Consider the following 16,689-nt stretch of genomic DNA (forward strand, 5'->3'; position numbering starts at 1 on the left):
TATCCGCATCTGCATCCTTCGATTCCAACGCCTTGGCTGTGAGCAAATCATTTTTATGTTTCGTACAAAGGATTTGTATGAGTTGTGAATGAAGACTGCGAATTGCTTCCGCGTGCGCATGGTTACAGCAAGTTTGGTGCATAGTAAGGCATATCCGATTCAAAAGGGGGTACACAATTTATGTCCGGAAAATCCTATCCTCAGCAAATCAGGCATCGTGTGGGTCAAAGCCATATCGCCTTTCGGGGCCCAGCTGGAGGCGAACAGGATGCATTGCCGCCCGAGTTTGCTCTTTCACATGGAATCCGTCCGCCTTTTCCCGTAGCTGTGGCTCATGTGGATTTGGAGGCTGTAGTTTCAACTTCGCCTTCTCATAGCATCCCTTCATTAGACGTTGAACGGATTATAGATGAAGACTAGGTGAACTATATTTCTGAATGAATGCACACAACAACAAACAGGAGGGGAAGAATAACATGAACGTGGAACGAGCAAAAGCTATTTATGATTCATCCGAAAATATTGCCGTACAATTGGATGGTAAACCGATCTGGATTGAGCATGTAGACCAAGCAAACGGTATGGCAACGGTACAGATAGGTAGCAGACCCGGCAATACCCAAACCGTCCGTGTGGATCGTCTGGAAGAACAATAGAAGAGGGGCACCAAACCAGATTTTTCCCATAGTATGGGGTATAGCTTTAGAAAGATCTTGGACAGCTGTAGGCTTTCATCGTAGAATGCTGCTTGAATGGTCCCGCTCCAACCCTAAAAGGCTCGCAATTGCTCAATGAGCAATTAGCGAACCTTATTTGTAATAATAAATGCAGTCGAGGGAACAAGTTAAACGCCAGACAAGTTAATTTGAAGGTGGAGTTGGTTCCTTTACATGACTTTATACTGCAATGGCCTTTAAATGTGGTGAAATCATCAGTTTAGCCTCAGTTGCCAATTGAACGTCTTCCACCGATAAACCCGGCGCAATTTCCTTCAGCATCAGTCCACTACCTGGAATAACATCGATGACAGCCTTTTCGGTTACGATGGTCTTTACAACATTTACAGCGGTGAGGGGTAGTTTACATTGTTCCAGTATTTTCGGCGCTCCATTTTTGTTCACATGCTCCATGGCTACAATCACTCTCTTGGCTCCGACCACCAAATCCATGGCTCCCCCCATGCCCGGAACCTTTTTCCCTGGGATCATCCAGCTTGCAAGGTTGCCTTTCTCATCGACCTCCAGGGCGCCCAACACGGTGATATCCACATGCCCTCCACGGATGATAGAAAATGAAAGCGAACTGTCGAAAAAGCAAGCTCCTTCCATAGTTGTAACATAGTTTCCGCCTGAATCGATACAATCGAGTCTTTCTTTCCCCTGAGTCGCTTTTGGACCTACACCGAGGATTCCGTTCTCAGCCTGCAGCATAATATGAATGTCATCGGGGATATAGTCCACTACCATTGTAGGCAATCCGACACCAAGGTTGACAACTTCACCACTTTTGAATTCCTGGGCTATTCTTCGAGCAATGAATTCTCTGTTATTCATGCGTTTTCACCCACCTTTACAATTGCGTCGACAAATATTCCGGGAACGTTGACATGATTGGGGTCAATTTCACCCGTCTTTACGTATTCGTCTACCTGAGCAACTACATACTCTGCCGCTGTAGCCATAACCATATTGAAGTTACGTGAAGAGCCGTTGATGACAAGATTACCTGCTTCATCAGCCTTATGGGCTCTGATTAGCGCCACATCCGCTTTGAGCGGGAGTTCGAGCAAATATTCCCTTTCATCAATTTCTATTTTCTTTTTTCCTTCCTCTACAACGGTGCCTACACCTACAGGTGTTAAAACCCCGCCCAAACCGGCTCCTCCTGCGCGTATTTTTTCAGCGAGCGTGCCTTGCGGGAAGAGTTGGACCTCAGCTTCTTTCGTCATCAGGAGCCTTCCCGTTTCCGGATTGGAGCCGATATAGGATGCAAAAATTCGCTTTACTCTGCCACTTTTTACAAGCTTATAGATAGATAATTCCGGTGTGCCTGTGTCATTGGAAACAATCGTAAGATTGCTGGCGGGATTGGTGTCGACAAGCGCACGAACCAGCTCCTCCGGAAAGCCTCCTGCCAGAAAACCTCCGACCATCACCGTGTCTCCGTCTTTGACCTTCTTAACTGCTTCTTCAGCGGAGATTACTTTGTTATTCATGGTTCCTTCTCCTTATATATATATTTTTAGGAAAGCAACTTTATTGGAGATAATCATAGAGGACTCTTCCATATGGAAGCGTTAAATCGGCAATAAAATGTTTTCCGCCAATATAAGCTTTTACCGGCAAATCTGCCACAGGAGCGTTGACATGGGGAATCAGGCTTAACCTCGCAGGCCCTGACCAGGCGCCTTTAACCGTAATGTTTTCGAGATTATACGCTACTAACTGAGCGATTTTGGGGGTACCGTCAACATCAGGAATTAATTTCAAATTAACTTGCGTTTTTGCGATGGCTTTAGCCGTTTCTTTTTCATCAAGAATGTTATATTTGAAAGGCATAGTTCCCGTGGCCACCAGGACGTGATTATAATGCAATGTACCCGTTAGCGTCTCCGTTTCCTCCACGCTCAGGCGAGGCTTTGCCCATTTTTTTGGAAATCCCCAGACTTCACGTCCCCCCAGAATAGCAGGCGCGTTATCCAAATACATTTGGGCAACAAAATTGCAGGGTTCTCCATGAAAAGTACACGGAATGACAATACCACTTTCCTCATAGCATCCTAAACCGGAAGAATCGGGCATCTTGATCCATTCATAGGAGACCGTATTGCTTCCATCCGGCTCAAGAGGTTCTGGGACCGCCTGTCTTATCGCAGCGGGATCAGTCTCGTAGGTAATGATAAAAAATTCCCGGTTGATGAAGCGGTATGGTGGGCGCCCGTAGCTGCCGCTAGCCGCAGGCATAGATTGGAGTGAAAGTACATCTTTTTGATTCATAGCGATCTCCCTTCCTTTTAAGAGATAGTTCTAAAAGTCATCCTGAACACGCACTTTAAATGAGAGCATTTTCAACCAGCATCGCTATTCCCATTCCTGTTCCGATGCATAACGAGGCGATACCGTAGCGTGAAGATCTTCGCACCATTTCGTGAACCAACGTAGTCAATATCCTAGCACCGCTGGCACCGACAGGATGCCCGATCGCGATTGCGCCGCCATTGACATTCACTTTGTCCAGACTGACCCCTAGCTCTTTCACTACCGCTAATGCTTGTGAGGCAAATGCTTCATTAATTTCAAAAAGATCAATGGCATCGATGGATATACCTTGCTGCTTAAGAAGTGTCGAAATGGCTTTCACTGGCCCCATTCCCATATATGCAGGGTCAACGCCAACAAGTGAATAACCTTTGATATATGCCAATGGCTTTAATGCATGTTCCTTGCATTTGTCTTCCGATACTACAAGCACGGCGGCCGCGCCATCATTGATTCCTGAAGCATTTCCGGCGGTAACCGTCCCGTTCTCCTTAAACGCAGGTTTTAATTGAGAAAGTTTTTCTTGCGTTGTATTTCCTCTTATGTGTTCGTCCTCTGTGAAAGAAATAGTTTCTTTTTTGGTTTTGATCATGACCGGAACAATTTGCTCTTCAAAAAGCTTTTTGTTTTTTGCTTCTACGGCTTTTAGCTGGCTTTGATAGGCAAATTCGTCCTGTTCAAGTCTTGAAATTCCATATTTCTCGGCAACATTTTCTGCGGTAATTCCCATATGGTAATGGTTGATCGGGCACGTAAGGCCGTCGGCCACTAGGGAGTCTACCAACTCACCGTTGCCAAGTTTGTAGCCGTTTCTTGCATTCCTTAGCAGGTAAGGGGCATTCGACATGCTCTCCATGCCTCCGGCCAAGACGACGTTGCCTTGTTCAGCCAAGATTGAATTGTAAGCTAAAGCAACGGCATGAAGTCCTGAACCGCAAACCGTGTTTATCGTTGTTTCGGGTACATCAATAGGGATACCGGCTTTTAATGCCGCCTGTCTGGCAGGATTTTGTCCATTGCCCGCCTGAAGAACATTTCCCAAATAAATCTGATCAATCAAAGAAGGCTCTAATTTACTTTGCTGAAGGCATGCTGTCATCACGGTTGCTCCCAGCTCGGAAGCGCTTAGAGGCGCAAGGGTTTTGTTAAAAGAGCCGACCGCTGTTCTCAATGGGCTTACTAAAGCTACTTTTTTCATTAAAAACTCACATTCCTTTCGCTGTGTTCAAAACACAATACATCCATGATTGCACTTCAATTGGTAATTTCCGCTCTTAACCTACGAGACAGCGACTGCAAGATACATTTGCTTGCGGGCATATCATGGTGCCTAAGACAGTGAGTGTGACGGTTCGATCGCCTTCCCTCATTGGAAATTAAAACCATTTTTATCATAGTTCTAATGCAGTTTTTGCTCAATGTTCAAATATTTACATATATCTATGTACAGATGTTTATAGGGCCATATACTCCACAATAATTAGGCCATTCTAATGTTTTCTGTTAATTTCTTGATTTTTCTGAAAATCATGATCATAAATTGAATTTTCTGTTAAAAAAGAAAGTTCCAATCCATACGCGAAAAAGTTTTCCTCGCAAATATCATCTAACTCATCGCTGGGAAATAAAAAAAAGCCTCCAGAATGTTCTGAAGACGGATTTGCCTTTCAATATTCATAATCTTCGTTATATTGTGCCAGCTTGCTTCTTGTTAACGGTGTCACTTGAAAGGGCGGTTTTTTCGTATGAACAATAAAAGAAGCCGACTTGCTTGAAAGCAATCGGCTTGGAACATAAAACTTCAACAACTCACGAAAAATGTACATCCGCTGTCGCGAGTAAACGCACAAAACGATTGCCAAGCATCCCATTATGATGCGCTACAATTTGTTCACTGCTCAGCACCTTGCTATCAAATGTACTATGCGCATCTAATACGAGCACGTTGTTCTGGTATCCCAGACTATAGGCGCTTCGGCAAGTCGTGTCGAGGCAAAACTCGGTCTGCATTCCCGCGATTACGAGTTGATCGGCCCCCAGTTCCTTTAGCACATGGCCCAATTCAGTTTGGTAGAAGCTGTCCCAAGATGATTTACGGACAATTCGTTCATGAGGAAGAGGACGCACCACGTCGGCGATGGCCCAGCCTACACTGTTTTCCCGAAAATCCTCATCCGCTTCATCGGTATGCTGTACAAAAATCACCGGTGTACCTGTAGCTCTGGCTTTGTCCAAAAGCTGCTGCAAATGTGCTACAACTTCCTGTTCACGATACAGCTTCTCATCATACATGAACATAGCCTGCTGAACATCAATCATGAGTAAAACGGTTTGCCCCATCGTTTCAATCCCTCCCTGTGTGTATCATCTAACTTACAATAGCATGTCTTCATGCCTTGCGGCGACATAAGGTGAACTATATAATAAAGAACAAGTTGGAACGGTCCGATTCGGACGAAAGGTGATTAAAATATATGACAATTTCGCAGGAGCAGTTTACGTTCCGTTCTGTCTCAGAGGCACAGACCGGGTCATTGGCAGGTTTTTTGGCAGCCAAAGCGGTTCCCGGAACGGTAATTGTGCTGGATGGAGATCTGGGAGCGGGCAAAACTGCTTTTTCCAAGGCTTTTGCCGGCCATTTAGGTGTGCCGGGCATCGTAAATAGTCCAACCTTTACCCTTATTAAGGAGTACGAGGGCCGATTGCCTTTGTATCATATGGATGTGTACCGGATTTCCCAGGACGAGGCGGAGGATCTCGGGCTGGACGAATATTTTTACGGGACAGGAGTATGTCTGGTGGAATGGGGTAGTATTATACCGGATATATTGCCGGAGCAGCGGCTTCACATGTATATAGAAACAACGGATGTCGGGGAGCGCTTGATTCACCTGACCGGGTACGGCGAGCCTTATGAACAATGGTGCCGCAGTTTGCGGGAGAATGGAGTTTGAACCATGCAAAGAGAGCATACAGATGTGAATGTAAAGCCGCGTGAGCGGTTTTTGACGTTAGATACAGCGACGACCGTGATGGCGGCCGCTCTGATGAACGGAAGAGAATTGCTGGGAGAAAGCAACGTCTATGGCGAACGTAATCATTCCGTGCATGTGATTACCGAGCTGGAACGACTGCTGAATGAAGAAGGGCTGACACGAGATGATGTAGACGGTATTGCAGTTGGTGTTGGACCGGGGTCTTATACCGGTATCCGGATTGCGGTGACCGCAGCCAAAACACTCGCTTGGGCCTGGGGTATCCCGGTGACGTCCATATCCACTTTGCATGCTTTGGCGTGGGGTGGTTGGAATCGCAGCATCGAGATGAAGGGACAAGAAGATAAAAATGAGTCTGTGAATAACGGTTCGTCCGGAGCGCAGGCAGCAGACTGGATTGTGCCCGTGCTGGATGCGCGCCGTGGTCAGGTTTACACGGGGCTGTTCGACGTGAGTACAGTTGACGACGTCGAGAGTCCGCAACGGCTGGAGCCAGATGCAATCCGGTTGATGACTGCTTGGACCGATGACCTGCTGCAACGGCTGGAGGCTTTGCCCTCTGAAGAGCGTCCTCCAGTCATTTGGCTAGTCGGTGAAACGGCGGTTCACGCCGAAACAGCCGAGCGCCTGCGTGCTTGGAGCGAGCTTCGTATCGTACCTTATGAGCTGGAAGGAAGATGGGTTGGCCGCCTTGGGGCGGATAAGCTGCTTCGTCAAGAACACGACGAGCTACATACGCTGGTTCCTAATTATACCCAGCTGGCGGAGGCGGAAGCCAATCTGCTTCGCCAGCGCTGAAGAGAGCGGTGAACAACATGGCAAAGAACATACAGCGGGAAGAGAAACTTGAGTTTCGCTTGATGCAACTGAATGATATTCCCGATGTGCTGGAGATTGAGCATGAAGCGTTCACGCTACCGTGGACAGAGGAAGCATTCCGCAATGAGCTGACGATGAATCATTTCGCTAAATATATGATTATGGAACTAGACGGACAAGCCATTGGTTACGCAGGCATGTGGACGATTATGGATGAGGCCCATATTACGAATATTGCGATTCGTGAGGCTTATCGCGGACGTAAGCTTGGAGACAAGCTGTTGGATGAGCTGATGCAGACCGCCTCTTATTTAGGGATGGAACGTATGACGCTGGAGGTGCGGGTAACGAACCAGATCGCTCAAGGCTTGTATGAGAAAAAAGGCTTTAAGCCCGCAGGTGTGCGCAAAGGCTATTATTCGGATAATAACGAGGATGCTGTGATCATGTGGGCGGATCTTCCCGCGCATGGGGCATCCGGTGAACAGGAAGGAAGCGTGCAGAAGCAATGATGCAAGAGGAAAAAGCAGGTACAGGCTCCGCCTCCGGCGAGCCTTGCTATATACTGGCAGTGGAAACGAGTTGTGATGAGACGGCTGTTTCTGTCGTGAAAAATGGCACAGAGGTGCTCTCGAATCTGATTTCCAGTCAGATTGAAACACACAAAGCCTTTGGTGGTGTTGTGCCAGAGGTGGCTTCACGCAAACATGTGGAGAGCATCACCTACATGCTGGACGAGGCCATGCAAACATCAGGAATTACCCCACGCGAGATTTCGGCGGTTGCCGTGACACAAGGACCAGGACTGGTTGGTGCATTGCTGGTTGGTATTGTCGCCGCTAAGAGCGCTGCTTTGGCGTTTAGCAAGCCATTAATCGGGACGCATCATATCGCGGGACATATTTATGCCAATCAGCTGGAGCATGATATCGTATATCCGTGCATTGCTCTCGTTGTGTCAGGAGGACATACAGAGCTGGTGCTGATGGAGTCCGAAGGTCATTTTCAACTCATTGGTCGTACAAGGGATGATGCGGTTGGGGAAGCCTACGACAAAGTAGCGAGAGCCATTGGATTTCCGTATCCCGGCGGTCCGCATGTGGATCGTGTAGCTCATGAATCGGAGGAAGTGGTTACTTTGCCGCGTGCATGGTTGGAGCCGGATTCTTATGATTTTAGCTTTAGCGGTTTGAAATCTGCGGTGCTGAATGTAATTAACCAGACGAAAATGCGCGGAGAAACTGTTCATGTGGGAGCGATCGCAAGAGGCTTTCAAGAGTCGGTCGTCGAGGTGCTGGTGGAAAAGGCGATTCGTGCCATGCGTGAATACGGTGCGAAGCAGCTTCTGCTTTGTGGCGGTGTGGCTGCTAATCGCGGACTGCGTACAGCATTGCGGGAGCGCTGTGAGCGCGAAGGAATCGAGCTGCTTGTACCATCGATGAAATATTGCACAGATAATGCAGCGATGATCGGCGCTGCGGCCTACGCCAAATGGAAGCGCGGGGAATTTACCTCATTGGATATGAAGGCTGATCCAGGGCTGTCTCTGGAAGAATGGTCTGTCCAAACTTAATTGAAGAAGAATGAGCAAGACACGGCACAGTTGAGTCGTGTCTTTTTTGTTCCGCTCCATAACTATCATAAAAATATAAATTCAAGAGGATAAAATACAGGAGTTTGAGCAAATGAATGGCAGCCTCTCATTCACTCGCATTATTCGTCACAATTGTTCACGATTTTTCATGATCCATCAAAAAAATCTGGAATTTTGATATTGCCCGAATAATGATGTGATTTGTCAAGTTGTGAACAAAGTTATCCACATATACCGCTTCGAATGTGGATAACCGAGTCCGAAGCAAGCAGGCTAAGACTTTTTGGAGATAGCAAGTTGGGGGATATGTAACACCTTTAGTTCTTGTGAAAACTGTGGATAATGTGGATAAAAGGGTGGATAAATTTGGTTTTCATTTGAAAATGGCTTTTTATCAATAAAAAAATGGCCTAAAAGGCCATTTTTCAATCTCATTCATACACATAAGCTGTGGATAATCTTGTGTACAAAAATATAGAAGAGGAAAATGTGAAATTTTTAAGGCTAAGATTTTATGCAGTAGTTTTTATTCTTCTAACAGCTCTTCCCAAGAGGTATAGGTTTCAGTCAATTCCTGTTTATGGGTGTCGAGTTGTGCCTGAATATTCTGAAGTGCTGTGTAATCCTGATAAATCTCAGGCAGGGTCATTTGTTCCTCCAGCCCTAAAATTTGTTCTTCCAGCGTTTTGATCTGGTTTTCCAATGCCTCCAGCTTGCGTTGACGGCTACGTTCCTCGCTTTTGGCTTGTTTGTCTGCCGCATAGGTGGCGGCGCGTGATTTGGATGTGGTCTCGTCTGTCACGGATGCAGAGGTAGCCGATGTTTTGCCGCGTGTGGCCTGATTTGCCTCCAGAGCTTCCTGTGCAATTTCCTCTAACTCCTGTTTTTTGGCTACATAGTCATCATAATTCCCCAGGAAATGTTCTATCCCCCCAGGATGCAGCTCGATGACACGTTCCGCCATTTTGTTCAGGAAATAACGGTCATGGGAAATGAACAACAGCGTACCGTCATAGTCCATCAAAGCTGCTTCCAGCACTTCCTTGCTAAACAGATCCAGATGGTTGGTAGGCTCATCTAGAATTAATACGTTGGCTTCGCGCAGCATGAGCTTGGCCAGAGAAACGCGGGCTTTTTCCCCTCCGCTTAATGCAGCTACTTTTTTCAGTACATCGTCACCGCTAAACAGGAAATTACCCAGCACTGTACGAATACGTGCTTCTTCCATATGAGGGTATTCGCTCCACAACTCCTCCAGTACGGTATTGGCGGGGTTCAGGTTCGTCTGCTCCTGGTCATACAGACCGATTTTGATTTTTGTGCCCCAGTGGATGTAGCCAGCAGCAGGTTTAAGTGATCCGGTCAGACATTTGAGCAACGTCGATTTTCCGATCCCGTTCGGACCAATCAGTGCCACGGTATCTCCACGTTTTAAGTCGAACGATGCGTGCTGGAATAAAGGCTTTTTACCTTCATACCCCACAGAGAGGTCACGTACCTCCAGCACTTCCTTACCTGACATATGGGCTGTTTCAAAGGAAAAATGAGCCTTTTTCAAGTCTCCCATGGGCCGATCCATACGCTCCATTTTATCTAACTGCTTGCGCCGACTTTGAGCGCGTTTGGTCGTGGAAGCCCGTACGATATTACGTTGTACGAATGCTTCTAAACGGGCAATTTCTCCTTGCTGCTTTTCGTAATGTTTCAGGTTCGTTTCGTACTCGGCAGCCTTCAACTCCATGTAGCGGCTGTAGTTGCCTGTATATCGGGTAGAACGATGGCGTTCGATTTCAATAATCGTCGTTACCAGTCGGTCCAGAAAATAACGGTCATGTGATACAACCAGCAGAGAACCGGAGTAGCCGCGCAAATAGTCCTCCAACCAGGTCAGTGTTTGAATATCCAGATAGTTGGTAGGCTCATCGAGCATAAGGACATCTGGGGCGAGCAGTAGGATGCGCGCTAGCGCAAGCCGGGTTTTCTGTCCTCCGCTCAGAGTAGCTACAGGCGTCTCAGGTGCAAATGAACCAAAGCCCATGCCGTGCAGCACGCTGCGAATACGGGTCTCCATTTCATAACCACCGTGATCCTTGAACCAGTCTGAACGACGTGCATAGCGTTCCAGCAGATCTGCGTAGCGTTTTTCGTTTTGAGCATTGGCCAGGTCAGCGATGTCCTGTTCCATTTGCCGCAGTTCCCGTTCCGCTTCAATCAGGGGAGTGAACACCAGCATCATTTCCCCCCAGATAGAACGATCAGAATTCAAGCCGCTGTTTTGCGCCAGATAACCGATGCTGGTCTCCTTCGCCTTGAAAATTTGTCCACTGTCATAGGATATTTCACCAGCAATGATTTTGAGCAGGGTCGATTTGCCTGCACCGTTCACACCTACGAGTCCAATACGTTCACGTTCCAATATTTGAAGGTTAATCCCGTCCAGAACGGGCTCAATTCCATAGGATTTAGTAATTCCGGTTACTTGCAATAGCATAGCGTATCGTTCCTCCATTACATTTTGCACAGTTCTACCTGCTTTCTTCGCAGGTACCTTCCTTCCAGTTTACATGAAATTACCCACTATTGCACTGCTTTCACCCTGTAAACCCTTGAGCCGCGTGTAGTCAATTTGTATAAACAATGATAAACTTAAACGAGAAGTGAAAAAGAATGAAAAAAACTTGCAACGTACAGCACTTACTGACAAATGGGACAATAGTAACGTTTTAAAGATTATCGACGATTGTGCGGGAGGGCGGATGTGATGGATGTCTGTGATGTGAAGAACGCGCTGCGTTTGCAGCAACGGGAAGCGCGTGACTCCATGGACCCGCTGACAAGGCAGAAGGCATCGGCTGTGGCCTGTCGGCATGCAATCGAGGCATGGGAGCAGCTTAGAATAGACAGAAACGGAGATAAGCTAACATTATTTAGTTATCTCTCTTTTGGCAGCGAGATTTCGACGACTCCCCTCATTGAGCATTGCTGGTCACAGGGAGATCGTGTCCTGGCCCCAAGAGTGGATCCGGTAACCCGGACTATGGAGCTGAGGGAGATGGATCAGTACGGAGATATTGTACCCGGTATCTGGAACATCCCTGAGCCTGCTTTGACATGCAAGGAATGGTTGCCTGAAATGTGGGCGGGAATTGACTGGGTTGTTGTGCCTGGCTTGGCCTTTGATCGTCGTGGGGGCAGGATTGGTTACGGCGGAGGCTATTATGACCGCTTTACCGTACAGGTAGAGGCAGAGAAGCGTAACAACAGCCACCTAGGTCCGCTTTATGTCTCGCTGCTGCTGCCGGGACAATTGCTGACACAGGTGCCCATGGAGCCAAGGGATTTGCGAGTGGACGTGCTGTTTACTCTGGATGGACGCTTAGATTGTGATTATGCAAAATTGACAAATGATGAATGAAGTAAAGTTGGGTATGTGAAAGGAGCTGTGAGGGAGTCGTGGATTCCTTTACTCATTTTAACGAACAGGGACGGGCTCGGATGGTAGATATTTCGGGTAAAACGTCTACGATTCGTACAGCAGTTGCCGTGACTCAGATTACGATGAATCCGGCTACATTGACGGCTGTAAAAGAAGGAAGAATCGGCAAGGGTGATGTTCTTGCTGTGGCCCAGGTCGCAGGGATTCAAGGTGCGAAAAAAACGTCAGACTGGATACCGATGTGTCATCCACTGGCCCTGACAGGTGTGAACATTACTTTTTCCGATAATGGACATGATGTGCTTCATATTGAAGTTGAAGTGAAGACCGAAGGTAAAACAGGTGTAGAAATGGAAGCTTTGACAGCGGCTTCAGCCGCAGCGTTAACCGTGTATGATATGTGCAAGGCGCTGCAAAAAGATATGATCATCGGCCCTACCATGCTGCAATCCAAAACAGGTGGCAAGCATGGGGATTTTCAAAGGGAGGACCACCGGGAACCTTGACATAGACAACATTGTCGCCGAGAGGGTACTGTGATGTGATGGAGGATGCAGCGTGGCTGTTTCTGATTTTCAGAAGAGAAAGTATTCTTTCATGATAGGAGAAGGGTGATCTTATGGTGTGGAAAACGGCGATCCTAACAGCCAGTGATAAAGGGGCAAGGGGAGAGCGTGAGGATACAAGCGCACAGGTCATCCGGGAACTCATCGAAGAAGAACTGGGCGGAGAGATTGTGGAATACCGGATCGTTCCCGATGAACCGGATGAAATTATTGCAGCTTTAATCGAAATGACCGATTATTTTCATGCAGACCTGGTACTAACTACGGGCGGAACTGAGCTGGCGATCCGTGATGTGACACCCGAGGCGACTAGGCGGGTTGTGGAACGGGAAGTGCCAGGCATGGCGGAAGCCATGAGAATGATCGTGATGCAGAAAAATCCAGCGGCTATGCTATTCCGTGGAATCGTGGGAATACGCGGACGTACACTGATCGTCAATTTGCCAGGAACACCCAAAGGTGTGCATGAAAATTTGGCAGCGATAATGGACCAACTTCCAGAAGCGTTGCTTATGGTGACAGGCCAGTTCCGGTAGAAGGCAGCACATCGTGTGTGGTATGATACCTATAAGAATTTATAAGGCCGTATACGGGCAAAGATTCTTATTTTGTCCGTCAACATAAGGAGGATTACTACACATGCCCAATATTGGAGCACCGGGTTATATTTTGTTGATTATTCTGGCGCTGCTGTTATTTGGTCCGAACAAGCTGCCTGAGCTGGGTCGAGCTGTAGGGCGTACATTCCGTGAGTTTAAAAACGGGGCACGCGATATTTTATCAGAAGATGAACGGACTGAGCGTAAAGACAGCAAAGATAGTGTGGTCAAAGAATCACAAACGACGTCTTCAGAAGTTCAACCTCAGCCTGAGGATAAACGCTTGTCATAGATTTAGTTATAATTCTTGATGCTTGTACAATAAACAAGAGCCTCTTCTTCAGTGAAGGGCTTTATTTTTTAGGAGGCGCTGCTGCGTTCCGTTCAGAAAGGAGGAATGGACTTGACCCCATCAGAGCATGAAATGCCGTTAATGGAACATCTGGGAGAGCTTCGCCGCAGAATTATTTATGTGCTAATTGTATTTGTGTTGGCACTGGCTGGTGGTCTGTTCGCGGCGGGTTCTGTCTATGACTGGCTTATTCGCTCCGGTTCGGCGCAAGCTTTTCAGTTAAACGCGTTTTCCTTTTGGGACGGGATTGGTATCTACATGAAGATCGCCATGATCATCGGGATTGCGGTGGCGCTACCGTTTGCCTGCTACCAACTGTGGAAGTTTGTCAGCCCGGGCTTAAGACCGCAAGAACGGAGTGCGACTTTGCGGTATGTGCCTTATGTGCTGCTTTTGTTCATCATTGGGGTAGCTTTTGCTTATTTCATTATTTTCCCAATGGCGATTCAGTTTACATCGTCTGTCACCAAAAGTATGGGATTACAGGAAACGTACGGGATCGCACAATATTTCACCTTTATGTTTAATATTGTACTGCCTGTAGCGCTGTTGTTTGAGCTCCCACTGCTTATCATGTTTCTGACGGGGATTCATGTTTTAACACCAATGAGGCTTCGCAAATGGCGGAAGATTTCTTATTTTCTGCTTGTGTTCGTCGCGGTTGTCATTACTCCGCCGGACTTTATTTCCGATTTTTTGGTGGCGATTCCGTTGCTGGTGCTATATGAAGTGAGCGTGTATTTATCTTCGGTTGTGTACCGCAGGCAGCTGCGTGCGCAGGAGGAACGTGAGGCGCAGTTGCGTGTAGCTTCGGAATAATAAGGCAGGACCTGAATGGCTCAGTAAACAATTTATTCGGGTCCGCGCTACATGGCAACTTGCAGATGATGAATAGCATTTGTATATCATAACTATTTACAGAGTATGAACAGCAGCAGCTTAGCTGTCTTAAAAATAACCATTAGCCTTGAGTTAACGGTTATTTTTCAGATAGATGGATATAATCGGGAAGGGCTGTCCATAAAAATTCCCATAAAAAATACATTAGGGACTTGAAATTCAATCTCAAGTTGAGTATCATAAAGTTGGTTGTTAGCACTGACGACTGTCGAGTGCTAATACATACAACATAACAACCAAATTACAGGATAAAACACTTAATAAGGAGGCTATTTTTTCATGATCAAACCTTTGGGTGAACGCGTATTGGTGGAAGCAATTGAGCAAGAGACAACGACTTCCTTCGGGATCGTACTTCCTGACTCTGCCAAGGAAAAGCCGCAAGAAGGCAAAATTATCGCGGTTGGCGCAGGCGCATTGAAAGACGGTGCCCGTATTCCTCTGGAAGTAAAAGAAGGCGACCGTGTCATTTTCTCTAAATACGCTGGAACGGAAATCAAATATGAAGGTAAAGAATATTTGATTATGAAAGAAAGCGATATCCACGCGATCATCGGTTAACCGGAACCCGGACAAGACCTGAATATAGGAATTGAAACAAATCATTCATAATCCATAGGGAGGTTTATCACAAATGGCTAAAGATATTAAATTCAGTGAAGACGCTCGTCGCTCTATGCTGCGCGGGGTTGACGCATTGGCTAACGCTGTTAAAGTAACACTCGGACCGAAAGGCCGTAACGTTGTACTGGAGAAAAAATTCGGTAGCCCGCTCATCACCAATGACGGTGTAACGATTGCAAAAGAAATCGAGCTGGAAGATGCGTTCGAAAACATGGGCGCTCAACTGGTTAAAGAAGTAGCAACCAAAACGAACGATGTAGCTGGTGATGGTACGACTACTGCTACTGTTTTGGCTCAAGCCCTCATCACAGAAGGCCTGAAAAACGTAACTGCGGGCGCAAGCCCAATCGGTATCCGTAAAGGGATCGACAAAGCGGTTAAAGCGGCTGTTGCTGAACTGCAAGCCATCTCCAAACCAATCGAAAGCAAACAATCCATTGCTCAAGTAGCTGGTATTTCCGCTGCTGATGACGAAGTAGGCGAACTGATCGCTGAAGCTATGGAAAAAGTGGGCAAAGACGGTGTAATCACTGTTGAAGAATCCCGCGGATTTGCAACAGAGCTGGAAGTGGTTGAAGGTATGCAATTTGACCGTGGCTACATTTCCCCGTACATGATTACAGATACGGACAAAATGGAAGCTGTACTGGACAATCCATATATCCTGATCACAGACAAAAAAATCACAAACACACAAGAAATCCTGCCATTGCTTGAAAAAATCGTACAACAAGGCAAGCCACTCGTTCTGATCGCTGAAGACATCGAAGGCGAAGCACTGGCTATGCTCGTTGTTAACAAACTGCGTGGTACATTCAACGCTGTAGCTGTTAAAGCTCCAGGCTTTGGTGACCGTCGTAAAGCAATGCTGCAAGATATCGCTGCCCTGACAGGCGGTCAAGTGATTACAGAAGAACTGGGTCTGGATCTGAAAACAGCTTCCGTAGACCAACTGGGTACAGCACGTCAAGTGCGTATCACTAAAGAAAATACGATTGTGGTTGACGGTGCTGGAAACAAAGCCGACATCGACGCTCGTGTTAGCCAAATCCGTACGCAACTGGAAGAAACCACTTCCGAGTTCGACAAAGAGAAACTGCAAGAGCGTCTGGCTAAATTGTCCGGCGGCGTAGCAGTCATCAAAGTCGGTGCGGCAACTGAAACAGAATTGAAAGAACGCAAACTGCGCATCGAAGATGCCCTGAACGCAACCCGTGCTGCGGTTGAAGAAGGTATCGTATCCGGTGGTGGTGTAGCGCTCCTGAACGTATACAAAGCAGTTGCAGCTGTTGAACTGCAAGGCGACGAGCAAACAGGCGTGAACATCGTGCTGCGCGCTCTGGAAGCTCCAATCCGCACCATCGCTGCTAACGCAGGTGAAGAAGGCTCTGTAATTGTTGAGCGTCTGAAACGCGAAGAAGTTGGCGTAGGCTTTAACGCAGCTACTGGCGACTGGGTAAACATGATCGAAGCTGGTATCGTGGACCCTGCGAAAGTAACTCGTTATGCTTTGCAAAACGCTGCTTCCGTAGCAGCAATGTTCCTGACTACCGAAGCGGTTATCGCTGACAAGCCAGAACCAGAAAAGGCTGCAATGCCTGACATGGGCGGCATGGGTGGAATGGGCGGAATGATGTAATAAAGGGCCTCAAAACCCTGTAATACCGCTATTTAAAAGGCTCCCGAGAGGGAGCCTTTCTTCATTAAATCACGAAAAAATCACATTTCTTGCAAAGGGAGATGATCTTTCGTGAAATTGAAGTTC

Annotated in this window: 19 protein-coding genes; 13 read left to right on the top strand and 6 right to left on the bottom strand. The window is 47.1% G+C overall.

Annotation, left to right across the window (positions count from 1 at the left end; genetic code table 11):
- Positions 1-180 precede the first annotated feature (180 nt).
- Both JOE49_RS11895 and JOE49_RS11900 read left to right on the top strand, forming a co-directional pair.
- A complete protein-coding gene (locus JOE49_RS11895; RefSeq protein ID WP_160789049.1) occupies positions 181-420 on the top strand; it encodes a hypothetical protein in 240 nt (79 codons plus the stop codon).
- A 56-nt stretch (positions 421-476) separates the two neighbouring features.
- Complete coding sequence (locus JOE49_RS11900; protein WP_023987462.1) at positions 477-656, top strand: H-type small acid-soluble spore protein; 180 nt, start codon at positions 477-479, stop codon at positions 654-656.
- A 240-nt stretch (positions 657-896) separates the two neighbouring features.
- Here the strand turns inward: JOE49_RS11900 and JOE49_RS11905 are convergent, their stop codons facing one another.
- From JOE49_RS11905 to JOE49_RS11925, 5 genes are all read right to left on the bottom strand, one after another.
- Positions 897-1,553 (bottom strand): 3-oxoacid CoA-transferase subunit B, encoded by a 657-nt coding sequence (locus JOE49_RS11905; protein ID WP_160789050.1) that lies wholly within the window; start codon positions 1,551-1,553, stop codon positions 897-899.
- A complete protein-coding gene (locus JOE49_RS11910) occupies positions 1,550-2,215 on the bottom strand; it encodes a CoA transferase subunit A (protein ID WP_160789051.1) in 666 nt (221 codons plus the stop codon). Before JOE49_RS11910 ends, JOE49_RS11905 begins: the two co-directional genes overlap by 4 nt.
- A 40-nt stretch (positions 2,216-2,255) precedes the next feature.
- Positions 2,256-2,996, bottom strand: a complete 741-nt coding sequence (locus JOE49_RS11915; RefSeq protein ID WP_061829615.1) for an acetoacetate decarboxylase — start codon at positions 2,994-2,996, stop codon at positions 2,256-2,258.
- Between the two features lie 55 nt (positions 2,997-3,051).
- Positions 3,052-4,236 carry an acetyl-CoA C-acetyltransferase gene (locus JOE49_RS11920; RefSeq protein WP_160789052.1) on the bottom strand — a complete coding sequence of 395 codons (1,185 nt, stop codon included), beginning with the start codon at positions 4,234-4,236 and terminating at the stop codon, positions 3,052-3,054.
- Between the two features lie 611 nt (positions 4,237-4,847).
- Positions 4,848-5,378, bottom strand: coding sequence for a cysteine hydrolase family protein (locus JOE49_RS11925; RefSeq protein WP_028543084.1), 531 nt, complete (start codon positions 5,376-5,378; stop codon positions 4,848-4,850).
- Positions 5,379-5,512: 134 nt separating this feature from the next.
- On the opposite strand from JOE49_RS11925, the gene tsaE reads away from it, so the two are divergent.
- Genes tsaE through tsaD form a run of 4 tightly spaced genes read left to right on the top strand, consistent with a single transcriptional unit; the run spans position 5,513 to position 8,426 of the window.
- A complete protein-coding gene (gene tsaE, locus JOE49_RS11930; protein ID WP_023987468.1) occupies positions 5,513-5,992 on the top strand; it encodes a tRNA (adenosine(37)-N6)-threonylcarbamoyltransferase complex ATPase subunit type 1 TsaE in 480 nt (159 codons plus the stop codon).
- Between the two features lie 3 nt (positions 5,993-5,995).
- Positions 5,996-6,832: a tRNA (adenosine(37)-N6)-threonylcarbamoyltransferase complex dimerization subunit type 1 TsaB gene (gene tsaB, locus JOE49_RS11935; RefSeq protein ID WP_209941293.1), complete on the top strand. Its 837-nt coding sequence runs from the start codon at positions 5,996-5,998 to the stop codon at positions 6,830-6,832.
- A gap of 17 nt (positions 6,833-6,849) precedes the next feature.
- Positions 6,850-7,365: a ribosomal protein S18-alanine N-acetyltransferase gene (gene rimI / locus JOE49_RS11940; RefSeq protein WP_023987470.1), complete on the top strand. Its 516-nt coding sequence runs from the start codon at positions 6,850-6,852 to the stop codon at positions 7,363-7,365.
- Positions 7,362-8,426 carry a tRNA (adenosine(37)-N6)-threonylcarbamoyltransferase complex transferase subunit TsaD gene (gene tsaD / locus JOE49_RS11945; RefSeq protein WP_160789054.1) on the top strand — a complete coding sequence of 355 codons (1,065 nt, stop codon included), beginning with the start codon at positions 7,362-7,364 and terminating at the stop codon, positions 8,424-8,426. Before rimI ends, tsaD begins: the two co-directional genes overlap by 4 nt.
- A gap of 547 nt (positions 8,427-8,973) precedes the next feature.
- Here tsaD and JOE49_RS11950 read toward each other — a convergent pair.
- Positions 8,974-10,938: an ABC-F family ATP-binding cassette domain-containing protein gene (locus JOE49_RS11950; RefSeq protein WP_209943605.1), complete on the bottom strand. Its 1,965-nt coding sequence runs from the start codon at positions 10,936-10,938 to the stop codon at positions 8,974-8,976.
- Between the two features lie 270 nt (positions 10,939-11,208).
- Between JOE49_RS11950 and JOE49_RS11955 the strand changes: the two genes are divergently transcribed.
- The 7 genes from JOE49_RS11955 to groL all read left to right on the top strand — a co-directional run bounded on the left by JOE49_RS11955 (position 11,209) and on the right by groL (position 16,563).
- Positions 11,209-11,862, top strand: a complete 654-nt coding sequence (locus tag JOE49_RS11955) for a 5-formyltetrahydrofolate cyclo-ligase (protein ID WP_160789056.1) — start codon at positions 11,209-11,211, stop codon at positions 11,860-11,862.
- A gap of 38 nt (positions 11,863-11,900) precedes the next feature.
- Positions 11,901-12,389 carry a cyclic pyranopterin monophosphate synthase MoaC gene (gene moaC / locus JOE49_RS11960; RefSeq protein WP_013309211.1) on the top strand — a complete coding sequence of 163 codons (489 nt, stop codon included), beginning with the start codon at positions 11,901-11,903 and terminating at the stop codon, positions 12,387-12,389.
- A gap of 113 nt (positions 12,390-12,502) precedes the next feature.
- Positions 12,503-12,985 (top strand): MogA/MoaB family molybdenum cofactor biosynthesis protein, encoded by a 483-nt coding sequence (locus JOE49_RS11965; protein WP_013309212.1) that lies wholly within the window; start codon positions 12,503-12,505, stop codon positions 12,983-12,985.
- A 103-nt stretch (positions 12,986-13,088) separates the two neighbouring features.
- The gene (locus JOE49_RS11970; RefSeq protein WP_209941295.1) at positions 13,089-13,340 is read left to right on the top strand and encodes a twin-arginine translocase TatA/TatE family subunit; all 252 of its coding nucleotides are present in this window, start codon (positions 13,089-13,091) and stop codon (positions 13,338-13,340) included.
- A 111-nt stretch (positions 13,341-13,451) separates the two neighbouring features.
- Positions 13,452-14,219 (top strand): twin-arginine translocase subunit TatC, encoded by a 768-nt coding sequence (gene tatC, locus JOE49_RS11975; protein ID WP_209941297.1) that lies wholly within the window; start codon positions 13,452-13,454, stop codon positions 14,217-14,219.
- A 360-nt stretch (positions 14,220-14,579) separates the two neighbouring features.
- Positions 14,580-14,861, top strand: coding sequence for a co-chaperone GroES (groES, locus tag JOE49_RS11980; protein ID WP_007429271.1), 282 nt, complete (start codon positions 14,580-14,582; stop codon positions 14,859-14,861).
- A gap of 73 nt (positions 14,862-14,934) precedes the next feature.
- Positions 14,935-16,563: a chaperonin GroEL gene (gene groL / locus JOE49_RS11985; RefSeq protein ID WP_013369880.1), complete on the top strand. Its 1,629-nt coding sequence runs from the start codon at positions 14,935-14,937 to the stop codon at positions 16,561-16,563.
- The last annotated feature ends 126 nt before the right edge of the window (positions 16,564-16,689 follow it).

This window comes from Paenibacillus sp. PvR133, from assembly GCF_017833155.1.
GTDB classification, from domain to species: domain Bacteria; phylum Bacillota; class Bacilli; order Paenibacillales; family Paenibacillaceae; genus Paenibacillus; species Paenibacillus polymyxa_B.

What these genes read in the sequence shown, in the direction of transcription:
- JOE49_RS11895 (WP_160789049.1), top strand. Translation starts at nt 181, where the DNA reads ATGTCCGGAAAATCCTATCCTCAGCAAATCAGGCATCGTGTGGGTCAA.
- JOE49_RS11900 (WP_023987462.1), top strand. Translation starts at nt 477, where the DNA reads ATGAACGTGGAACGAGCAAAAGCTATTTATGATTCATCCGAAAATATT.
- JOE49_RS11905 (WP_160789050.1), bottom strand. Translation starts at nt 1,553, where the DNA reads ATGAATAACAGAGAATTCATTGCTCGAAGAATAGCCCAGGAATTCAAA.
- JOE49_RS11910 (WP_160789051.1), bottom strand. Translation starts at nt 2,215, where the DNA reads ATGAATAACAAAGTAATCTCCGCTGAAGAAGCAGTTAAGAAGGTCAAA.
- JOE49_RS11915 (WP_061829615.1), bottom strand. Translation starts at nt 2,996, where the DNA reads ATGAATCAAAAAGATGTACTTTCACTCCAATCTATGCCTGCGGCTAGC.
- JOE49_RS11920 (WP_160789052.1), bottom strand. Translation starts at nt 4,236, where the DNA reads ATGAAAAAAGTAGCTTTAGTAAGCCCATTGAGAACAGCGGTCGGCTCT.
- JOE49_RS11925 (WP_028543084.1), bottom strand. Translation starts at nt 5,378, where the DNA reads ATGGGGCAAACCGTTTTACTCATGATTGATGTTCAGCAGGCTATGTTC.
- tsaE (WP_023987468.1), top strand. Translation starts at nt 5,513, where the DNA reads ATGACAATTTCGCAGGAGCAGTTTACGTTCCGTTCTGTCTCAGAGGCA.
- tsaB (WP_209941293.1), top strand. Translation starts at nt 5,996, where the DNA reads ATGCAAAGAGAGCATACAGATGTGAATGTAAAGCCGCGTGAGCGGTTT.
- rimI (WP_023987470.1), top strand. Translation starts at nt 6,850, where the DNA reads ATGGCAAAGAACATACAGCGGGAAGAGAAACTTGAGTTTCGCTTGATG.
- tsaD (WP_160789054.1), top strand. Translation starts at nt 7,362, where the DNA reads ATGATGCAAGAGGAAAAAGCAGGTACAGGCTCCGCCTCCGGCGAGCCT.
- JOE49_RS11950 (WP_209943605.1), bottom strand. Translation starts at nt 10,938, where the DNA reads ATGCTATTGCAAGTAACCGGAATTACTAAATCCTATGGAATTGAGCCC.
- JOE49_RS11955 (WP_160789056.1), top strand. Translation starts at nt 11,209, where the DNA reads ATGGATGTCTGTGATGTGAAGAACGCGCTGCGTTTGCAGCAACGGGAA.
- JOE49_RS11965 (WP_013309212.1), top strand. Translation starts at nt 12,503, where the DNA reads ATGGTGTGGAAAACGGCGATCCTAACAGCCAGTGATAAAGGGGCAAGG.
- JOE49_RS11970 (WP_209941295.1), top strand. Translation starts at nt 13,089, where the DNA reads ATGCCCAATATTGGAGCACCGGGTTATATTTTGTTGATTATTCTGGCG.
- groES (WP_007429271.1), top strand. Translation starts at nt 14,580, where the DNA reads ATGATCAAACCTTTGGGTGAACGCGTATTGGTGGAAGCAATTGAGCAA.
- groL (WP_013369880.1), top strand. Translation starts at nt 14,935, where the DNA reads ATGGCTAAAGATATTAAATTCAGTGAAGACGCTCGTCGCTCTATGCTG.